At 58.4% G+C, this 18,850-nt stretch carries 13 protein-coding genes and 1 tRNA gene; 6 read left to right on the forward strand and 8 right to left on the reverse strand.

Features of this window, described 5'->3' with window-relative positions; genetic code table 11:
* Positions 1 to 6: 6 nt before the first annotated feature.
* The 4 genes from KTN04_RS09620 to KTN04_RS09635 form a co-directional block, all read right to left on the reverse strand.
* Entirely contained in the window at positions 7 to 930 is a 924-nt protein-coding gene (locus KTN04_RS09620; RefSeq protein ID WP_217335015.1) for a metallophosphoesterase, read from the reverse strand.
* A 47-nt stretch (positions 931 to 977) separates the two neighbouring features.
* Entirely contained in the window at positions 978 to 1,637 is a 660-nt protein-coding gene (locus KTN04_RS09625) for a hypothetical protein (protein WP_217335016.1), read from the reverse strand.
* Positions 1,624 to 2,037 (reverse strand): hypothetical protein, encoded by a 414-nt coding sequence (locus KTN04_RS09630; protein ID WP_217335017.1) that lies wholly within the window; start codon positions 2,035 to 2,037, stop codon positions 1,624 to 1,626. The genes KTN04_RS09625 and KTN04_RS09630 overlap by 14 nt, the downstream gene beginning before the upstream one ends.
* A gap of 196 nt (positions 2,038 to 2,233) precedes the next feature.
* Positions 2,234 to 2,321: transfer RNA gene (locus tag KTN04_RS09635), tRNA-Ser, on the reverse strand.
* Positions 2,322 to 2,522: 201 nt separating this feature from the next.
* On the opposite strand from KTN04_RS09635, the gene KTN04_RS09640 reads away from it, so the two are divergent.
* Both KTN04_RS09640 and corA read left to right on the forward strand, forming a co-directional pair.
* Entirely contained in the window at positions 2,523 to 3,500 is a 978-nt protein-coding gene (locus KTN04_RS09640) for a calcium/sodium antiporter (RefSeq protein ID WP_217335018.1), read from the forward strand.
* Between the two features lie 22 nt (positions 3,501 to 3,522).
* Positions 3,523 to 4,476 (forward strand): magnesium/cobalt transporter CorA, encoded by a 954-nt coding sequence (gene corA, locus KTN04_RS09645; RefSeq protein WP_217335019.1) that lies wholly within the window; start codon positions 3,523 to 3,525, stop codon positions 4,474 to 4,476.
* 21 nt (positions 4,477 to 4,497) lie between these two features.
* On the opposite strand, the gene KTN04_RS09650 is transcribed toward corA, so the two are convergent.
* Positions 4,498 to 7,347 carry a bifunctional diguanylate cyclase/phosphodiesterase gene (locus KTN04_RS09650; RefSeq protein WP_217335020.1) on the reverse strand — a complete coding sequence of 950 codons (2,850 nt, stop codon included), beginning with the start codon at positions 7,345 to 7,347 and terminating at the stop codon, positions 4,498 to 4,500.
* 119 nt (positions 7,348 to 7,466) lie between these two features.
* On the reverse strand, positions 7,467 to 7,934 hold the full coding sequence (locus KTN04_RS09655; RefSeq protein ID WP_217335021.1) for an Lrp/AsnC family transcriptional regulator: 468 nt from the start codon (positions 7,932 to 7,934) through the stop codon (positions 7,467 to 7,469).
* Positions 7,935 to 8,145: 211 nt separating this feature from the next.
* Between KTN04_RS09655 and KTN04_RS09660 the strand changes: the two genes are divergently transcribed.
* From KTN04_RS09660 to KTN04_RS09675, 4 genes are all read left to right on the forward strand, one after another.
* Entirely contained in the window at positions 8,146 to 11,673 is a 3,528-nt protein-coding gene (locus KTN04_RS09660) for an indolepyruvate ferredoxin oxidoreductase family protein (protein ID WP_217335022.1), read from the forward strand.
* Positions 11,666 to 12,859, forward strand: coding sequence for an amino acid aminotransferase (locus tag KTN04_RS09665; RefSeq protein WP_217335023.1), 1,194 nt, complete (start codon positions 11,666 to 11,668; stop codon positions 12,857 to 12,859). The genes KTN04_RS09660 and KTN04_RS09665 overlap by 8 nt, the downstream gene beginning before the upstream one ends.
* A gap of 90 nt (positions 12,860 to 12,949) precedes the next feature.
* On the forward strand, positions 12,950 to 14,335 hold the full coding sequence (locus tag KTN04_RS09670) for a sodium-dependent transporter (protein WP_217335024.1): 1,386 nt from the start codon (positions 12,950 to 12,952) through the stop codon (positions 14,333 to 14,335).
* Between the two features lie 110 nt (positions 14,336 to 14,445).
* A complete protein-coding gene (locus tag KTN04_RS09675; protein WP_217335025.1) occupies positions 14,446 to 15,837 on the forward strand; it encodes an MFS transporter in 1,392 nt (463 codons plus the stop codon).
* Between the two features lie 76 nt (positions 15,838 to 15,913).
* Here KTN04_RS09675 and KTN04_RS09680 read toward each other — a convergent pair whose 3' ends face one another.
* Together KTN04_RS09680 and KTN04_RS09685 are read right to left on the reverse strand one after the other, a co-directional pair.
* Positions 15,914 to 17,329: an aldehyde dehydrogenase family protein gene (locus KTN04_RS09680; RefSeq protein ID WP_217335026.1), complete on the reverse strand. Its 1,416-nt coding sequence runs from the start codon at positions 17,327 to 17,329 to the stop codon at positions 15,914 to 15,916.
* 67 nt (positions 17,330 to 17,396) lie between these two features.
* Positions 17,397 to 18,719 carry an alginate export family protein gene (locus KTN04_RS09685; RefSeq protein WP_217335027.1) on the reverse strand — a complete coding sequence of 441 codons (1,323 nt, stop codon included), beginning with the start codon at positions 18,717 to 18,719 and terminating at the stop codon, positions 17,397 to 17,399.
* Positions 18,720 to 18,850: the final 131 nt, after the last annotated feature.

Genomic DNA, 18,850 nt, shown 5'->3' on the forward strand with positions numbered 1-18,850 from the left:
ATATCCTCAAATGTGAGTAAAGTTGTTCTTGCACAGCACACGTTCACCACTCCACCGGTAAGCGACCAATTTGCCCTCTTTTGCCACCGAGTAATCCAGACAAGCCACATTCGGGGCAAGTGGTTCCGGCTCACCGTCCAGCCAATAGTGCCCAACAAAGCACGGCGGCTGATCGGCAGAATAGGTGGGGATAAAATCCGGTGCTGACATTGATGCCGCATGTCCGATATCCAGCGCCTCCGGCAGCGCAATCTCACCCAATGTTTCGGCATTTTGCTTCCACCACTGCACACGGACCGCACCACGCTCGTGATCGTTTTTATCTCTGAATGTGATGCCCTTGGGCAGCTTGACCTCAACGCCCTTCAGCAGCCGTTCTATGGCGTTGTATGCGAGAGTGCCTTTCATGGATGCCTCGATTAACAAGTCACGATCCAGAACCCGCTTCGGGGCTTTGCTGCACATCACTTTAATGAATTCGTCATCCCAGCATGCATGCACGACTCTGATACCGTCCAATTCGAGCCACAGCGGCAAGCGGATGAAAAAGTCGAGCACTTCCCGCTTCAGGTCCGGCTCCGCCTCGTACTCATTCAAAAAGGCTTGATGCTGCTCTATGTTCTTGGCGGTATGTGGACGCAAATACTCACCGTCATGTTCGGTATGAAATGCCAAGGCATTGAATTCGTGGTTACCCATCACGGCATGAGCATGACCATTGCTGACCATGGGCATCACGATACCGAGCAACTGCCGGTGCTGACGCAAGTGCTCACCTCGGTCAATAAAGTCACCCAGGAAGATGACTTTACGGGTTGCATGACTGAATCCAGTACCGTGATCCTGATATCCCAAGTGGTTCAGCAGCTTTACCAACTCATCGGCATGTCCATGGATATCACCGATGATATCGTACCCTTTTACATCCATACTTCCCCCTGCCGTCACTTTAAACCGGAACCACTCTACGCCAATGATCAAACCTCATCGCGTACCAACGCATCCAGATTCGCTTCGATATATGCCACCGTCACATTCAAATTGGCACATAGGAGCGTGAACAGTTGCTCATCACCTTTTAGTACAGCCACTGCTATATAGGGATCATCATCAAACGCAACCAAACGACACCCGGATGGCAGCTCCTGCTCAAGATAAATCGCGTCAAACTGACCCGGCATGTAAGGTGTGGATGCACGAAACTCGAACGGCTTTTTTTCTGGATGCAGGCTTTTTACACGATCATCCAGTTCAGCTTGTAACCGCTCCAGGAACGGACTCGTATCTTCGAGCCCCTGGTCGACTATTTCCTTGCGAGCAATGTTCATGCAATGTTCCATGGTGGCTTCCTGAAAATCAGGGGCTTTCCCCTCATGATCAAGCAATGGCAATCCATGCTCTTTGCGGTATGCATTCTTGGACATGATAGTTTCAGCGGATGGGCGAGGCTCACCAAAGGCGTCCGCATACATGAACGCATACTCTTCATCAAACAGATATGCATGAATCGAACGGGCACGCTCACCCACTTTGCCAGCCAGGGCTTGTTGTGCATCCAATTTTGCAACCTGATCCGGCGTCAAACCTTCCCGAGCTTCACAATGCTGGCGCAATGCTTCTTTCTTAAACTTGTTCACACAACACCTCCGTTTGAATCTTAATGCCGAACACAATGGAACATGCCGTGTGACCAGAAATGGCCAGAATCCGCAACACCGCCCCATCACCGCATGACTGACGCTCAATGTTTTCATAGACCGGATTTTCATAGCGCAGCCACGACTGCCACTTGTCGACTAGGAAACGAACGCCAGCGTCGACGCTTTCACCGGGCTTGAGCGTCAACGAGCATTGGAGAAGAGCATCGAGGTTGTGCGGCTGTCGTTGGATGTCTGACATATTCGCATCGAACGGCGAATCATCATCGTACAGAAGATCACCGATTTCATAGTCGAAACCGGTGATTGAATCGTGAAGAACGTCGGATTCAGCAACAAATCCATGCTCACACAAAATTGCAGCGTAATTGATCGGCATAAACATCAGTCCTTGTGTTTAGCCCCCACTTAGCGTGGCGACGCTGCCAGTTCAAAAGCAGCCTTTCAGTATAACCGTCCGTTCGTTTGTGGCAACAGGAGTGACCTGTGTAGGAACATCCCATTTGCGGACACATGACATCGCCAAAAAACAGGCACAAAAAAGCCCGCACTGAGCGGGCTTTTTTGAGGAATAATGGCGGTGAGGGAGGGATTCGAACCCTCGATACGTTTCCGTATACACACTTTCCAGGCGTGCTCCTTCGGCCACTCGGACACCTCACCAAATTTTCATCGTTTAAAACTTTGCTGCCTTGCAGACCGCGTTGCCTCAAACGATGGCGCGTATTATAGACCCTTGTTTTCAAAGCACAACCCCCTTGGCAATTTTTTTTAACACTTTGTCTAAACGCAGACGCAGCGGCGCTGTCAGAGTATCATTCGCCCCATACCCATGATGTGATCAACAAGGGAGTTCCTGAACAGATGTTAATGGCAATTCTGGCCGTAATTGGTGGACTGGCAGTGCTGGTCTGGAGTGCCGATCGCTTTATTGATGGCGCCGCCGCAACCGCCCGGTATGCTGGCATGCCGCCTTTACTCATCGGCATGGTCATTATCGGATTTGGTACGTCCGCCCCCGAGATGGTGGTATCGGCGTTTGCCTCCCTGCAGGGCAACCCCAATCTGGCACTGGGCAACGGCTATGGCTCTAACATCACCAATATTGCACTGATCCTGGGCATCACCGCCCTTCTCAGTCCGATTGCCGTACATTCCCAGATTCTGCGCAAAGAGCTGCCGCTGCTGGCCCTGATCACCCTGCTGGCAGGCTATCAGCTGATGGATGGACAGATCACTTCACTCGAAGCCTGGGTGTTGCTCGGTGCTTTCTTCCTCATGATGGGATGGTCGGTCGTACAGGGCATGCGCCAGCGAGGTGATGCACTGGGCGCGGATGTTCAGCAGGATATGGAAGCCGATGTCGACATGCCCTTGGGCAAGGCCATCTTCTGGCTGCTGCTGGGCCTGCTGCTGCTGGTGGGCAGCTCGCGCGTGCTGGTCTGGGGCGCGGTTGATATCGCCAGCGCTCTGGGCGTAAGCGACCTGATCATCGGCCTGACCGTAGTCGCTATCGGCACCTCGCTGCCGGAGCTCGCTTCCTCCATTATTGCTGTGCGCAAGAATGAGCATGATCTGGCGCTGGGCAACGTTATCGGCTCCAACATGTTCAACACCCTGGCCGTGGTCGGCATTGCCGGCGCCATCCATCCGATGAGCGTCAGCCCCGAAGTACTGACCCGCGACTGGGTCGTCATGGCCGGTCTGACCCTGTCGCTATTTGTACTGGGCTATGGTTTCCGCGGCCAGGGACGCATCAACCGACCCGAGGGCGGCCTGCTGGTGGCCATCTTCATCGCCTACACGGCGTATCTGGTATACGGCGCGCTGCTGAGCGCCTGATTGACACAAGGGAGTAGGGTTCGTGATTCGTACCTTCATAATAGAAGCCGGCAAGCTGCGTGAACGAGATGAAGCGAACCCGCTATCACGCGACGGCCTGGAAGCGGCCAGCTGGATTGATCTTCAGGACGCCGCTGAACAGGAACGCAATGCCATTGAGCAACTGTTTCCGCAAAGTCTGCCCGACGCGCATGAAGTGGAGGAAATCGAATCCAGTGCTCGCTATTTTGTGGAAGGCGAAGACCTGCATGTGCACTCTCTGTTTCTGTACCAGGCCGAAGGGCGCTTCCGGGCTGCAACGGTTGCCTTCACGCTAACACCCCAGCGCCTGATCAGCAGTCGAGATGTAGAGCTGCCCGACTTTCGCCTAACCCGGCTCCGTGCCCGTCGCGGCTGGATTGAAGCAGCAACCCCACTGCAGGTCATGACGTCTCTGTTCGAGCAGAAGGTGGATAACCTGGCTGACCAGTTGGAAGATCTGCACCGCGATCTGGAAAAGATCAGCATGGAGGTACTGGAAAACCGGGAGGCGGATCTGGGGGAGCAGCTGGACAGATTGGCCAAGCTGGAAGACAGCAACGGTCAGATTCGCCTGTGCCTGATGGACACCCAGCGCTCCACGTCATTCCTGCTGCGGCACATTCGTCAGCAGCCGCCCGAGGTAGAGACCTGCCGCGAGATTCTGCGCGACCTGGATACATTGATGGCACATGCAACCTTCGTGTTCGAAAAGATCAACTTCCTGCTGAACGCCGCCCAGGGCTTCATCAATATCCGCCAGAACCAGATCATCAAGATCTTTTCCATCGCGGCGGTGGTCTTTCTGCCGCCGACGCTGGTGGGTACCGTGTATGGCATGAACTTCCATACCATGCCGGAGCTGGACTGGATATTCGGCTATCCCATGGCGCTGGGGCTGATGGTGGTGTCAGCAATCTCGCCCTACCTCTTCTTCAAGCACAAGGGCTGGCTGTAAGCCGCCCCTGTTCGTCCCCCATCACTGCAGTCGGCGCATGAATTCCTCGGCCGGCAGCGGCTTGTCGAAGTAGTAGCCCTGCGCCAGATTACAGCCCGCCTTGCGCAGAAACGCGCAGTGCGCTTCGGTTTCCACCCCTTCCGCCACTGTCATGATGTTCAGGTTGCGCGCGATATCGATGATCGAGGAGGTAATGGCGACGTCATCCTTGTCATCCGGGATGCCCATGATAAAGGCGCGGTCGATCTTGAGTTTGTCGAGCACAAAACGCTTCAGATACGCCAGGCTGGCATACCCGGTGCCAAAATCATCCAGCGCCACACGAACGCCCAACTCACGCAGCTCCTGCAACAACTGAACCGAGCCCTCGATGTCACTCATCAAGACGCTTTCGGTGACCTCAAGCACCAGTAAGCAAGCATCAAAACCGGTTTCATCCAATGCTGCCTGAACCTCACTGACCAGTGCCGGTCGGAATTGCACCGCTGACACGTTAACCGCCACCGACAGCGGCTCGACCGACACACGGTTCCAGGCTTCCCCCTGGCGGCAGGCTTCCTGCAGCACCCAAGCACCGATGGGCACGATCAGACCGGTTTCTTCCGCCAACGGGATGAAGGTATCCGGCATCACCATACCCTCGGGGCTGTTCCAGCGAATCAGGGCCTCACAGTCAGTCAGACGGTTGTGGGCAAAGTCGTACTGGGGCTGATAATACAACTCGAACTCGCCACGTTTGAGCGCTTCGCGCAGCCGACCTTCCAACAGCAGGCGGTCCGAAACCTGGCGCGTCATGACCGGTGCAAAGAGTTCCAGGTTATTGCGGCCACGCTCTTTGGCGTGATACAGGGCCGTATCCGAGTTGCGCAACAGGGTGTCAAAGTCCTCGCCATCCTGCGGATACAACGCCAGACCCGCACAGGCCGTCACGACCAGCTCATGCCCGTCCAGATTCAATGGCACCGCCACCAGCGCGAGGTAATGCTCAATCTGCCCCTGCAGCGCATCCGTGTCATTCACTTCAGTCAGCAGAACCGCAAATTCGTCGCCACCGATACGACTCAGGGTATCGCAGCTGCGGACGCTACGAGCCAGTCGATGTGCCACCGCCTTGAGCAAGGTATCACCGGCAGCATGGCCCAGACTGTCATTGACGCCCTTGAACCGGTCAAGATCGATAATCAGCAGTCCCAGCGGCTGATCCGTAGCCCGGGCATCCTGTACGGCTTTGGTCACCCGCTCACGCAACAGGCGACGGTTGGGCAGGTCGGTCAAAGCATCATAATCCGACAGGTATCGCAGCTGATCCTCGGTCGCCTTGCGCTCGGTAATGTCATTGAACATGGCCACGTAATTACAGGGTAATCCCTGCTCGTCCTCGATGACGGTGATCGACAGCCACTGCGGATAGAATTCTCCGGTACGACGGCGGTTCCAGACCTCACCCTGCCAGCGTTTTTCCTCGCTCAATGCCTGCCACATACGCGCATAAAAGGTGCGGCTTTGCAGGCCGGATGCCAACAGGGACGGCTTCTGCCCGATCACTTCATCCGCGCTGTAACCGGTAATGCGCGTGAAGGCGGGATTGACCGCCATGATGCAATTGTTCGCATCGGTGATCATCGCGCCTTCACCAGCAGCCTCAAAGATCTGTCCCGCCAGTTGCAGTTCATGGTTGCTGGCGGCCAGCTCCGCCTGTTGCTGTTCCAACTCACAGCGGTAACGCTGCATCAACTGACGCAACCAGCGACTAATCAACAGTGCAACGGCCATTGCCACAACCAGCGCAGAAATCAGCAATAGAAACAGTGCCTGCAAATCAGCATGCAGCTCTGCCTCCAGCCTCCGCTTCTGATGCTCAATCACGTCTGCCAGCGCATCCTGGTAGACGCTGGCAACCAGGACCCACCCCCACTCCGGCACCAGCTGTACCAGCGCCAATTTGTCACGCATGACGTCGGATGACTGCTCGTACCAGCGGTACTCAACAAACCGCCCGTTGGGTGTAGCCTGGTCAACTAGCATATTGACCAGCGCACGATGCTCGTCAGCCAGTTCATCGAATGCCAGCCCTTCACTGTTCGGGCGACTGGGTGACAGCAAAACCCGACCGGTCGCATCCAGGACGGACATGTAGCCTTCCCCTACAATTTGCTGAGCCTGCAGGCGCCTCAGCATCTCGCGCTTGAGATCGTTCTCCACTTCATACAAGTAATCGCCCGTGCCAATCACCCAGTCAAGCGGCTCAAAATGCTCGACGTACGCAATCTTGTCGTGCATTTGTGTCGTGGAGCCGGGCGCATACCAGCGATAGGTGACATAACCGGAACCTGCGGGTTTGCGTGCGGCTTCGATCAACCCCTGCATGATATAGCGCCCCGAGTCATCACGATTATCGAGCAAGGAGTACCCTTCTATTTCCGGCTGAGTCGGCAACAGTACACACTCACCGTCCATGGTATCGATAAACAGATAACCACGGCCGTCAAAAAAGCGCAGGTTGCGCAGAGATTCACGGATCAGGGTCGCGATGGCCTCGGGGTTGTTCTGACGGGCGGTCTCAACAGTATGGATAGCCCGGGCCAGCTCCATCGCGTGACGAACCTGTTCACGGATGTTGTCGCGTAGAACCGCTTCAGTCTGTTGACGGGTGTAGTCGATGTAGTTCAGCGCGGCATCAATTTCACTGCGCAAGCGTTGGCGGCGCTCGTCCTTGAGTTGCTCTGCCTGTTCTTCAATGCGGTCATACCCCGCCTGGTATGTGGTAATAATGAAGAAAGCGGAGACAACAAGCATGAGTAACGTAACCACACCCAGAATGGCACGGGTCTGGTAGCGCGGCAGAGTGTCTGCATTGATGGTCAGCGACATGGGGGAGTCCGTTTAAACTGCAACTACTCCTGTACGGGCCGCCTCCTTTTTACCCGCACAAGAATACATTTCAACGGTTTATAGCACCCCCGCGCAACCGCATCAAACGATAATTGATCTCATACAGGTAAATGTTGCGTGTTCTTGATCTCACGCAGTGCAAAGTTGGAGTGAACTTGTGCAATACCTTGAAGCGTAAAGATTTTCTCATTCAGAAAACGGTCATAAGCACGCATGTCCGGCACCACCACACGCAATACGAAATCGGCATTGCCCGTCACGGCAAAGCACTGCAAGACCTCCGGGTAAGTCTTGACCTGGCGCTCGAATTCCTCAGTACTGTCAATGGTGTGGCGCTGGAGGGAGACCAGCACAAAGACACTCAACGCCTGGCCCATTACCTCTGCGTTCAGCTGCGCACTGTAGCCCTCGATCACCCCCTGCTCTTCCAGCGCCCTGACTCGACGCCAGCAGGCCGCCGGTGACAGCCCGACCTGGTCGGCCAGCTGCTGGTTCCTGATGCGTCCATCCTGTTGCAGCCGCTGCAGAATCTTGCGGTCAAAACTGTCCAGATCGGCTTGTTTCATTTGGTAACACTCCACTTTTATCAAATATTCTTTCTTTCAGAGAGATTAAAATAAATACTATTTCAAAAAAACCGATTATCGACATTAAATTCGCAAGCACCTTCAGCCCACATCTCCCTACAATTTTGGTCAGTCAATGAAGCTCGCTGGCCGCCCTACCCAGCCATCGATGCTGATAACAACAAGATCCAACACAGAGAGGTATCCGGGCATGTCTGCAAAGACCCCCGCGCTCGACGACTATCGTCTCGAGGACCGCTATCTGCGCGACACCGGTCGCGTCTTCCTCACCGGCACTCAGGCCCTGGTGCGCATTCCCCTGATGCAGGCACGGCTTGATCAGCAGAACGGCCTCAATACGGCCGGCCTGATCAGTGGCTACCGCGGCTCCCCCCTTGGCGCCTACGACCAGGCGCTCTGGCAGACCAAAAAACTGCTGGACAAAAACAGAATCGACTTCGTGCCGGCCATTAACGAAGACCTGGCGGCGACCATTGTCCTGGGCAGCCAGCAGGTGGAGACCGATGACGACAAGCAGGTCGACGGCGTATTTGGTCTCTGGTACGGCAAGGGCCCGGGTGTCGACCGCGCCGGTGATGCGCTCAAGCACGGCACGACCTACGGCAGCTCCCCGCACGGTGGTGTGCTGGTTGTCGCCGGTGACGACCACGGCTGCGTATCTTCCTCCATGCCGCACCAGTCTGACGTGGCGTTCATGGCCTGGTTCATGCCGACCATCAACCCGGCCAACATCTCCGAATACCTCGAATTCGGCCTCTGGGGCTATGCACTGTCCCGTTTCAGTGGCTGCTGGGTTGGCTTCAAAGCGATCTCCGAGACCGTGGAAAGCGCGGCCTCCGTCGAGCTCAAGCCGCTGCCGACCTTTGTAACACCCACCGATTTCACCCCGCCGGCTGACGGTCTGCACTACCGTTGGCCGGATCTGCCCGGTCCTCAGCTGGAAACCCGTATCGAGCACAAGCTCGCTGCGGTCCAGGCCTTTGCCCGTGCCAACCCTATCGACCGTCGCATCTTCAATCACCCGGATGCGCGTTTCGGTATCGTAACCACCGGCAAGGGTTATCTGGACCTGATGGAAGCGCTGCAGCTGCTGGGTATCGATGAAGCTCGCGCCAAAGAGCTGGGCATCGATATCTACAAGATCGGCCTGGTATGGCCGCTGGAGCGCAAAGGCACTCTCGATTTCGTTCACGGCAAGGAAGAAGTGCTGGTGGTCGAAGAGAAGCGCGGCATCATCGAAAGCCAGATCAAGGAATACATGTCCGAGCCTGACCGCCCGGGTGAAGTCCTGATCACCGGCAAGCAGGACCAGAACGGCGAACCGCTGATTCCCTACGTCGGCGAACTGAGCCCGAAACTGCTGGCCGGCTATCTGTCCGCGCGCCTGGAACGCTTTTTCGGGGTGAATTTCACCGCCAGCCTGGAGCAGATCAACTGCTCGCTGGGTATTACCGATCCGGGTGGCGTGCGCCGTATGCCCTACTTCTGCTCCGGCTGCCCGCATAACTCCTCCACCAAGGTACCCGAGGGCAGCAAGGCCCTGGCCGGTATCGGCTGCCACTTCATGGCGTCCTGGATGGACCGTGACACCGAATCCCTGATCCAGATGGGTGGCGAAGGCGTCAACTGGATCGGCAAGAGCCGCTATACCGGCAACCCGCACGTGTTCCAGAACCTGGGTGAAGGTACCTACTTCCACTCAGGCTCCATGGCGATCCGTCAGGCGATTGCGGCCGGCATCAACATCACCTACAAGATCCTGTTCAACGATGCCGTCGCCATGACCGGTGGTCAGCCGGTGGATGGTGTTATCACCGTGGATGCCATCGCCAAGCAGGTGTCGGCCGAAGGTGCCAAGCGCGTAGTCGTGCTCAGCGACGAACCGGAGAAGTACAAGGGCAACGAATCCCTGTTCCCGCAGGGCGTGACCTTCCACGATCGCTCCGAACTGGACAAGGTTCAGCGTGAACTGCGTGACATCGAAGGCTGTACCGTCCTGATCTACGATCAGACCTGTGCCGCCGAGAAGCGTCGCCGCCGCAAGCGCGGCCAGTTCCCGGACCCGGCCAAGCGAGCATTTATCAACCACCACGTGTGTGAGGGCTGTGGCGACTGTTCAACCCAGTCCAACTGTCTGTCCGTCATCCCGCGTGAGACCGAACTGGGCCGCAAGCGCAAGATCGACCAGTCCTCCTGTAACAAGGACTTCTCTTGTGTCACCGGCTTCTGCCCGAGCTTCGTTACCATCGAAGGCGGCCAGCTGCGCAAGTCCAAGGGCCTGGATCTGGGCGCTGAGCTGGACAAGCGCCTGGCACAGGTCAGCGCGCCGGTGATCCCGGCGCTGGCTGGCAGCTATGACCTGTTGGTTGGCGGTGTCGGTGGTACCGGCGTCGTCACCGTGGGCCAGCTGATCACCATGGCCGCGCACCTGGAATCCAAGGGCGCCTCCGTGCTGGACTTCATGGGCTTCGCTCAGAAAGGCGGCACCGTACTGAGCTACGTGCGTCTGGCGCCGTCACCGGACAGCCTGCATCAGGTCCGTATCGAAAACGGCCAGGCTGATGCCATGGTTGCCTGTGACATGGTTGTGGCCACGTCGCAGAAAGCACTTAACGTGCTGCGCCCGAACCACACCCGCATCGTCGCCAACGAAGCCGAGCTGGCTACCGCCGACTACGTGATGTTCCGCGACGCCGACATGCAGGCCGAAAAGCGCCTCAAGCTGTTGCAGGATGCGGTTGGCAACGACGCTTTCGATCAGCTGAACGCCAACCTGATCGCCGAAAAACTGCTGGGCGACACCGTGTTCTCCAACGTCATGATGCTCGGTTTCGCCTGGCAGAAAGGCCTGGTACCGGTATCACTGGACGCGCTGATGCGTGCCATCGAACTGAACGGCGTCGCCATCGATCGCAACAAGCAGGCATTCGGCTGGGGCCGTCTGGCCGCCGAAGACCGTATCTGGGTCGAGTCACAGCTGAGCGACGACGCCCGTGAAAAGCCAATCACGCCTGAACAGGAAACCCTCGAGCAGCTGATCGAGCGCCGCATGAAGCATCTGACCGAATATCAGGATGCCAACTGGGCCGATCAGTACCAACAGCTGGTGGAGCAGATCCGCACCGCTGAACTGTCGCTGGGCAAGGCAGATATGACACTGACCCGCGCCGTAGCGCAGCAGCTGTTCCGCCTGATGTCCTATAAAGATGAGTATGAGGTTGCACGTCTGTTCACCCAAACCGACTTCCTGAAAGAGGTCGAACAGACCTTCGAAGGTGACTACCGCATCAACTTCAATCTGGCACCGCCTGTTTTGTCTGGAGTATTGGGTGGCAAGAAGGATGCAAAAGGCCGCCCAGTGAAGCGTCAGTTCGGCCCCTGGATGCTGAAGGCATTGAAAGTTCTGGCACCTTTGAAGGGGCTCCGTAACACGGCATTTGATCCCTTCCGTTTTTCCGCCGACCGCAAGCTGGATCGTGCCCTGATGGAGGAATACAAGGAATTGCTAAACCGCATTGCCCGTGAACTGAACGAAGGCAACTATGAGTTCGCCGTCGACCTGGCCGAACTGCCGTCCGAAATCCGCGGCTATGGCCCGGTTCGCGAACAGGCCGCTGAAGGCGTTGCCGAGAAGCGCAAGCACCTGATCAAGGCGTTTGAGACCGGACAAGCTACGCTGATCAAGGTTGCCCAGGCAGAGGAGAAAGCGCATGTTTGAACACCTCAAAACCCTGCCCCAGGATCCGATCCTGGGCCTGATGAAGACCTTCCGTGAAGATCCGCGCAGCAACAAGGTGGATCTGGGCGTCGGTGTCTACCGTGATGAAGCGGGCGCAACCCCGATCATGGCCGCAGTCCAGCAGGCGCAGCAGCGCCTGCTGGAGACCGAAACCACCAAGGCCTATATCGGCCCGGCCGGTGCCGAAGGTTTCAACCACCTGATCGGCCAGCTGCTGCTGGGTGCCGGCCACCCGGCGCTGAATGACGGCCGCGTCAACGTGGTACAGACACCGGGCGGCTGCGGCGCCCTGCGCATGGCCGCCGAGTTCCTCAAGCTGTGCAAGCCCGATACCACCGTTTGGGTCAGCACTCCGACCTGGGCCAACCACATCCCCCTGCTGGGCGGTGCTGGCCTGAGCATTCGCGAGTACCCCTACCTCGACAAGGCAACGCTCAGCGTCGACTTCGATGCCATGATGGCCTGCCTGGAACAGGCAGACGCCGGTGATGTGGTACTCCTGCACGGCTGCTGTCATAATCCGTCCGGCGCAGATCTGGACGCCGATCAGTGGACCGCTATCACGGACCTGGTCGAGCGCAAGGGATTGCTGCCGTTTATCGATATTGCCTACCAGGGCCTGGGCGAAGGCCTGGAACAGGATGCACTGGGCGTACGCCTGATGGCCGAGCGCCTGCCGGAAGTGATTGTGGCTTCCTCCTGTTCCAAAAACTTCGGCCTCTACCGTGAACGTACCGGTGCCCTGATGCTGATTTCGGCCAATGCCGCTCAGGGCCAGGCTGCCACCAGCCAGCTGTTGAGTGCGATCCGGTCGCACTACTCCATGCCTCCCTCGCATGGCGCAGCGGTGGTCGAGATGATCCTCGACACACCCGAGCTGATGCAGCAATGGCAGAACGAACTCAACGGAATGTGTACGCGCATCCTTGAGCTTCGCTCAGCGCTGAGCCGGGCACTCGGCCCGGCCGGCGACTTCAGCTTTATCGAACGGCAGCGTGGGATGTTTTCCTTCCTGGGAATCTCCCCGCAACAGGTACAGAGCCTGCGCGACGAGTTTGGCATCTACATGCTCGACTCCAGTCGGATCAACATTGCCGGTCTTTCCACCGCTACCCTGCCCCGTGTTGCCGAGGCTCTGAAGGAGGTGGCTGGACGCGCTGAATAACCTGCACTCGAGCCCCTGCCACCGCAATGGCAGGGGCTTTTCAGTCCCGGCACTGACCGATAACAATAACGATACCGGAGAACTCTTATAATGAGTCAAGCAACACCCAAGGCACACCAGCAGGCGGGCAACCTCTGGTCATCCCGTATGGCATTCATTCTGGCGGCGGTCGGCTCCGCTGTCGGTCTGGGCAATATCTGGAAATTCCCCTATATCACCGGCGAAAACGGTGGTGGCGCCTTTGTTCTGATTTATCTGGCTTGTATCGCGCTGGTCGGTATCCCCGTACTGATCGCCGAAGTCATGGTCGGCCGTCGTGGCGGCCAAAGCCCCGTGGCCAGCATGCGCGAGCTAACCACTGCTGAAGGCACAGCCAAGGGCTGGCGCCTGATCGGCTGGAACGGCATTATCGCGTCCTTCCTGGTACTGTCGTTCTACTCCGTCATCGGCGGCTGGGCCCTGGCTTATGTCGGCAAAATTGCTTCCGGTGTGTTCACCGGTGCAGACGCCGCCACCATTGGCGGCGCTTTCGAAGGCATGCTCGCCAGCACCGGCGACCTGCTGCTCTGGCACAGTATTTTCATGGCCGTGGTCGTGCTAATCGTCGGCCGCGGCATCCGCTCCGGCATGGAAAAAGCCATCAACACGCTGATGCCACTGCTGTTCGTACTGTTGTTCATCATGGTCGGCTACGCCACTACCACCGGCAAGTTCGGTGAAGCCGTCAGCTTCATGTTCTCGCCCGACTTCAGCAAGCTCACTACCGAGGGTGTACTGAAAGCCCTTGGCCATGCTGCCTTTACTTTGAGCATCGGTATCGGCGTGATGATGGCCTACGGCTCCTACCTGCCACAGAAGGTAAATATCGCCCGTACCGCCATGACCATCGCCTTCATGGATACCGGTGTGGCCCTGCTGGCCGGTCTGGCGATCTTCCCGCTGGTCTTCGCCAACGGCCTTGAACCTGGCGCAGGCCCGGGCCTGATCTTCGTCACCCTGCCCCTGGCGTTCGGCCAGATGACCGGTGGCGTGCTCTTCGGCACCCTGTTCTTTGGCCTGCTGCTGGTCGCAGCCCTGACCTCCGCCATCTCCATGCTGGAGCCGGTGGTGGAGTGGCTGGAAGAACACAAGGGTATCAGTCGTGCCAAGAGCGCCTTTTTCGGCGGCCTGGCTATTTGGCTGGTTGGCATCGGCACCGTGCTGTCGTTCAATGTCTGGTCTGACATTCACCCGCTGGGCTTCCTGCCCTACTTCGAGGGCAAGACCCTGTTCGACCTGCTGGACTTCCTGGTGTCCAGCCTGATGATGCCGCTGGGCGGTCTGGCCATTGCCCTGTTTGTCGGCTGGGCGATGCAACGCCAGGGCCTGGATGACGAGATAGGCCTCAAGGGCGCTGTCTACTCCGCCTTCATGTTTGTCCTGCGCTACCTGACGCCGGCCGGTATTGCCGTGGTCTTCCTGTACAACCTGCTCTAAACCCAAGGCCCCGCTTTTGCAGCGGGGCCGTTTCAACCGGTGCAACGCCGATGACACCCGCCCCGCGGCCGGTCTAGAATGTAGCTATATTTTTTGCCTGCGAGCGGTTCATGACCTCCGATGATTCTGCGCTGTACCCGTCCGCTTCCGTACGCTGGCTGACGCTGCTCAGCATCTGCGTGGCGACCTTCCTGATGCCGATGAGCATGTCGGCGGTCAATGTGGCCCTGCCCGCCATCGCCGAAGACCTCAACGCCGACGCCGTGCTGGTGAGCTGGATTCCGACCATGAACCTGCTCGGGGCCATCGCGTTGCAACTGCCCGCTGGACGCATCGCCGACATGATCGGGCGCAAGAAGGTCTTTCTTGCCGGTCTGCTGCTGTTTGCGCTCAGCTCCTTTGCCATCATCCTGATCGAGCACATCTACTGGCTGCTGCTAATGCGCCTGCTACAGGGAATCTCCGGGGCCATGGTCTTCGGGACCGGCATGGCCATCGTCTCTCAGGTATTTGCCAACCACGGCCGCGGCATGGCGCTGGGACTGACCTCCACCTCGGTCTATCTGGGCCTCACCTGCGGCCCGCCCATCGGCGGCTGGCTGACCGAAGCCTGGGACTGGCATGCCGTCTTTCTGGCGCCGCTGCCGTTGGCCGTGCTCTGTACCATTCTGGTCGGCATCCATGTACGCGAGACCGAGCGCCAGGCGGACCAGCGCCTGGACTGGATCGGCAGCCTGCTGTTCATCGCCGCCTCCAGCCTGTTCTTTGTCGGCCTGTCCGAACTGCCGGCGCTCGCTGGCGGGCTGCTGGCTTTGGCCGGGCTCGCGCTGCTGGGCGCTTTCATCTATCAGCAGGAACGCTCGCCGTATCCGTTGATTCGCTTGCGCCGAATGGTCAACAACCAGGTGTTTTTCCGCTCGATCCAGGCCAGCTTTTTCATGTACGCCGCCAACTATCCGCTGCAGTTCATGCTCAGTCTCTATCTGCAGTACATTCGCGGCCTGTCCCCCGCTGAAGCGGGTGAACTGATGCTGCTGCAGGCGATGATGATGGCGATTCTGGCGCCCCTGGCTGGTCGTCTGTCCGATCACTTCGAGCCGCGCATTCCAGCCACCCTGGGGTGCCTGCTGTTTGCAGCGGGTTTCGTGATTCTGGCCCTGCTGGAACAGGACAGCAGCATGACTCAGGTCGTGATCGCCCTGCTGGTCATGGGCACCGGGTTCGGGTTGTTCTCGTCGCCCAACAACAATGGTGCCCTGAGCGTGGTGCCAACCGACAAGCTCAGCATTGCGTCGTCGCTGCTCAACATCTCGCGTACCCTGGGCAACATGCTCGGCATGGCCGTGGTGGTGTTCCTGTTCAACCTGCTGATTGGCAATGCGCAGCTGGTGCCGGAGCAGTTCCCGGCCCTGATCCGCCTGCTGGAGATCGCCTTTGCGCTCTGCGCGGGCTATGCCCTGATGGCGGCCTGGCGCTCATGGTCAAGGGGAAAGGTGAGGTAAGAGCATAAAAAAGCCGGGGCACAAGGCCCCGGCAAAACACTTCCGTAGCAAGAACGGGAAAGTGAGATGATGCAGATCAGCCGCGGCTGATATTGAGCAACTGTGACTGGGTGTACTCCAGCAGACCTTCTTCACCGAATTCAACACCGATGCCAGACATCTTGCTGCCACCGAAGGGGCAGTGGGGCAGGACTTCGGCGTGGTTGTTGATCCAGGCAGTACCGCTTTCAAGACGTGCCGCCACCGAGCGCGCCTGTTCGATATCATTGCCCCAGACGGAACCGCCCAGGCCATTGATGTTGTCGTTGGCCAGTGCCACCGCCTCGTCGATATCGCGGTAGCTGACCACGGGCAGCACCGGGCCGAACTGTTCTTCGTCCACCAGGCGCACACCATTGCTGATGCCGGCCACGATGGTCGGCGGATAGAAGTAGCCGTTGCCGGGCTGGACTGCGCCGCCACTCAGCACCTGAGCCCCCTGGGCACGGGCATCTTCCACCAGCGCCGCAACCAGGTCCAGCTGAGCCTGGTTCGTGACCGGGCCAAAAGTCACGCCGGCTTCAAGGCCGTTGCCGACCACCTGCTCGCGCGCGATGGCCGCCAGACGCTGGCAGACGTCGTCATACTGGGATTCATGCACGTACAGGCGCTTGAGCGCGGCACAGGTCTGACCCATGTTGACGAATGCGGTCTGGAACAGGGCCGGAACATACTTGTCCAGGTCGGTACCCGGCAGCACGATACCGGCATCGTTGCCGCCCAGCTCCAGCGTCAGGCGCTTCAGATTGTCCGCGGCCTTGCGCATGATGTCCTGACCGGTCGGAGTGGATCCGGTGAAGACGATCTTGCGAATATCCGGGTGCTGGGTCATGGCACGGCCGATACCGCCTTCACCGGTGACGATGTTGATCACGCCGGCCGGCACGACTTCGTTAATCAGCTCGACCAGTTTCAGGGTGCTGAACGGGGTAAAGGAGGACGGCTTGGATACCACGGTGTTGCCGGTCCGCAGCGCCGGCATGATGTGCCAGACGGCAATCATCAGCGGCCAGTTCCAGGGCGTGATGGACCCCACCACACCCAGCGGCTTGTGATGCAGTTCGGCCAGACGGGTTTCGCTGTCCTCGATCACCTTGACCGGAATATCCAGATCGGCGTTGTAGCGGGTCCAGCCGGCGGCCGCGCCCACTTCCATCTGCGCCAGCGCCATCGGTTTGCCCTGCTCCAGGGTCACCAGCTGGGCCAGCTCGTCGGCATGTGCATCGATCAGGTCGGCAATGCGATGCAGCATCGCCTTGCGGTCCGCATCAGCGGTGTGCTGGAACGTTTTGAAAGCGGTATTGGCCGCTGCAACGGCGGCATCCACCTGCTCCGGTGAGGCCGCCGGACACTGCGCGAAGGCTTCACCGGTTGCCGGGTTTACCACGCCGAAGGCTTCGCGCTCGCCCGCCACTGCCTGACCGTTGATAAAAAGAGTCGATACCGTCTGCATTTCGGAATCCTTACATTCAAAGGGCCTGCCGACTGTTGCGGCAGGTCCGGGTTAACGCTGAATCAAATCAGAATGGAACAATCGCAATCATCTGCGCATAGACATTGGTGCCGTCGTTACCGATCTGCGTGCCCCTGCTGCTGTCTGGAGTATAGAAGCCGACCAGCGGGCTGAGGATCAGATTCGGGGTCACGACCCATTCGGCATACAGATCGATTTCGCGCCCGTCATTGGCACCGTTGCCCTGGGTATCGCTGAAGTCGAAGTACAGTGCGCCCAGGCTCAACATCTCGGTCGGGCTGGCTTTCACACCCACATGGTGTACATCGGTGCCGCTATTGAAGGGGCCGGCATAGTTGGCGGCCACTTCGCCCTGGAACCAGGTGCCGTAACCACGGTTGAAACCGAAAAACAGCGGATCGAAGCCGTCCTCAAAGCGGGCGTAACGGTAGTTGACGCTCGGCGACCAGGGCAAGTCGGCAAAGGTCCAACCCGCTTCGGCATACCAGGCATCGGCATCTTTTGCGGTATTGTCACCCTGATCCTGGGTCACAAATTCAGCCGACAGGAACAGGTTTTCAACACCGGCGTTGCCCTGATAGCGCAAGCTCAGGGTTTCCTGGCCGTCACGATGGCTCAGGCCATAGCGCTCGTTGACATCCAGCCCCTCGATATAAGTGGCCGCGAAGGTTCCCTGCGGCAGCACGTATTCGGCGTTCAGACCGGCCAGTTCCATTTCCGCCTGAGACCGGTTGTCGGACTCCAGCCAGAACAGGTCGGCACGCACTCCTTCACTGACGCCCACACGCACGATGGCGGTACGGTCAAATGCCTTGCGTGCCGCCAGCCAGTAGGCGCCGCCACGGTTCAGCGATTTGCCCAGCCCTTCGCCGAAATTGAGCGCATCCCCGTTGATCAGAAAGCCATCGCCGATGCTGAACTGCTGACGACCAAAGGACAGTTCCAGGCCGTCTTCACCCAGTGCCGGAATCAGGGAGCCGGAGCGCCAGCCCAGGTAGGCATCTTCCAGCGCCGTTTCGCGTTCGTCACCGGTACTGAAACCGGCGGCATCGCCATCACCCCAGGTTGCTGAACTGACCGCGCTGATACCGCCATAGACTGCCGCGCCGCGGCTGCCATATGCATGACTACCGGACAGACCGTACTTGATATAGCCTTCCTGCCAGTCGGAGCCACCGCCATCGGTACGGCCAACGGTGTTGTAGTTCTCTTCGCTGGAAAACACGCCCAGCACCGCTTCAACATCAAGGTTGAGTTCAGTGCCGTTCTGCGAATGAAGTGTATAGGCCGATGCCGGCGCCGCGATGGCCGCCGCCACCGCTGTGCTCAGCAGATAACCGGAAATACGGCGAGCAGTCTGATTGTTCATGGGTTTTCCCTCTACTTGACGATTCAGTGAGGACCGGGGAACCGCCAATTGTTGTTGTCATTCCACAAGCGTAGAACGCGGCTGTAAACCAGATGCGCGGTTAATGTATGAACTTGTGGCGGTTTGTAACA

The organism is Marinobacterium weihaiense, from assembly GCF_019061305.1.
In the GTDB taxonomy this organism is placed as follows: domain Bacteria; phylum Pseudomonadota; class Gammaproteobacteria; order Pseudomonadales; family Balneatricaceae; genus Marinobacterium; species Marinobacterium weihaiense.

Excerpts from the sequence above, each read along its gene's own strand:
- KTN04_RS09665 (WP_217335023.1), top strand. The coding sequence starts at position 11,666 with ATGTTTGAACACCTCAAAACCCTGCCCCAGGATCCGATCCTGGGCCTG.
- KTN04_RS09620 (WP_217335015.1), bottom strand. The coding sequence starts at position 930 with ATGGATGTAAAAGGGTACGATATCATCGGTGATATCCATGGACATGCC.
- KTN04_RS09655 (WP_217335021.1), bottom strand. The coding sequence starts at position 7,934 with ATGAAACAAGCCGATCTGGACAGTTTTGACCGCAAGATTCTGCAGCGG.
- KTN04_RS09650 (WP_217335020.1), bottom strand. The coding sequence starts at position 7,347 with ATGTCGCTGACCATCAATGCAGACACTCTGCCGCGCTACCAGACCCGT.
- KTN04_RS09685 (WP_217335027.1), bottom strand. The coding sequence starts at position 18,719 with ATGAACAATCAGACTGCTCGCCGTATTTCCGGTTATCTGCTGAGCACA.
- KTN04_RS09680 (WP_217335026.1), bottom strand. The coding sequence starts at position 17,329 with ATGCAGACGGTATCGACTCTTTTTATCAACGGTCAGGCAGTGGCGGGC.
- KTN04_RS09670 (WP_217335024.1), top strand. The coding sequence starts at position 12,950 with ATGAGTCAAGCAACACCCAAGGCACACCAGCAGGCGGGCAACCTCTGG.
- KTN04_RS09660 (WP_217335022.1), top strand. The coding sequence starts at position 8,146 with ATGTCTGCAAAGACCCCCGCGCTCGACGACTATCGTCTCGAGGACCGC.
- KTN04_RS09675 (WP_217335025.1), top strand. The coding sequence starts at position 14,446 with ATGACCTCCGATGATTCTGCGCTGTACCCGTCCGCTTCCGTACGCTGG.
- KTN04_RS09640 (WP_217335018.1), top strand. The coding sequence starts at position 2,523 with ATGTTAATGGCAATTCTGGCCGTAATTGGTGGACTGGCAGTGCTGGTC.
- KTN04_RS09630 (WP_217335017.1), bottom strand. The coding sequence starts at position 2,037 with ATGCCGATCAATTACGCTGCAATTTTGTGTGAGCATGGATTTGTTGCT.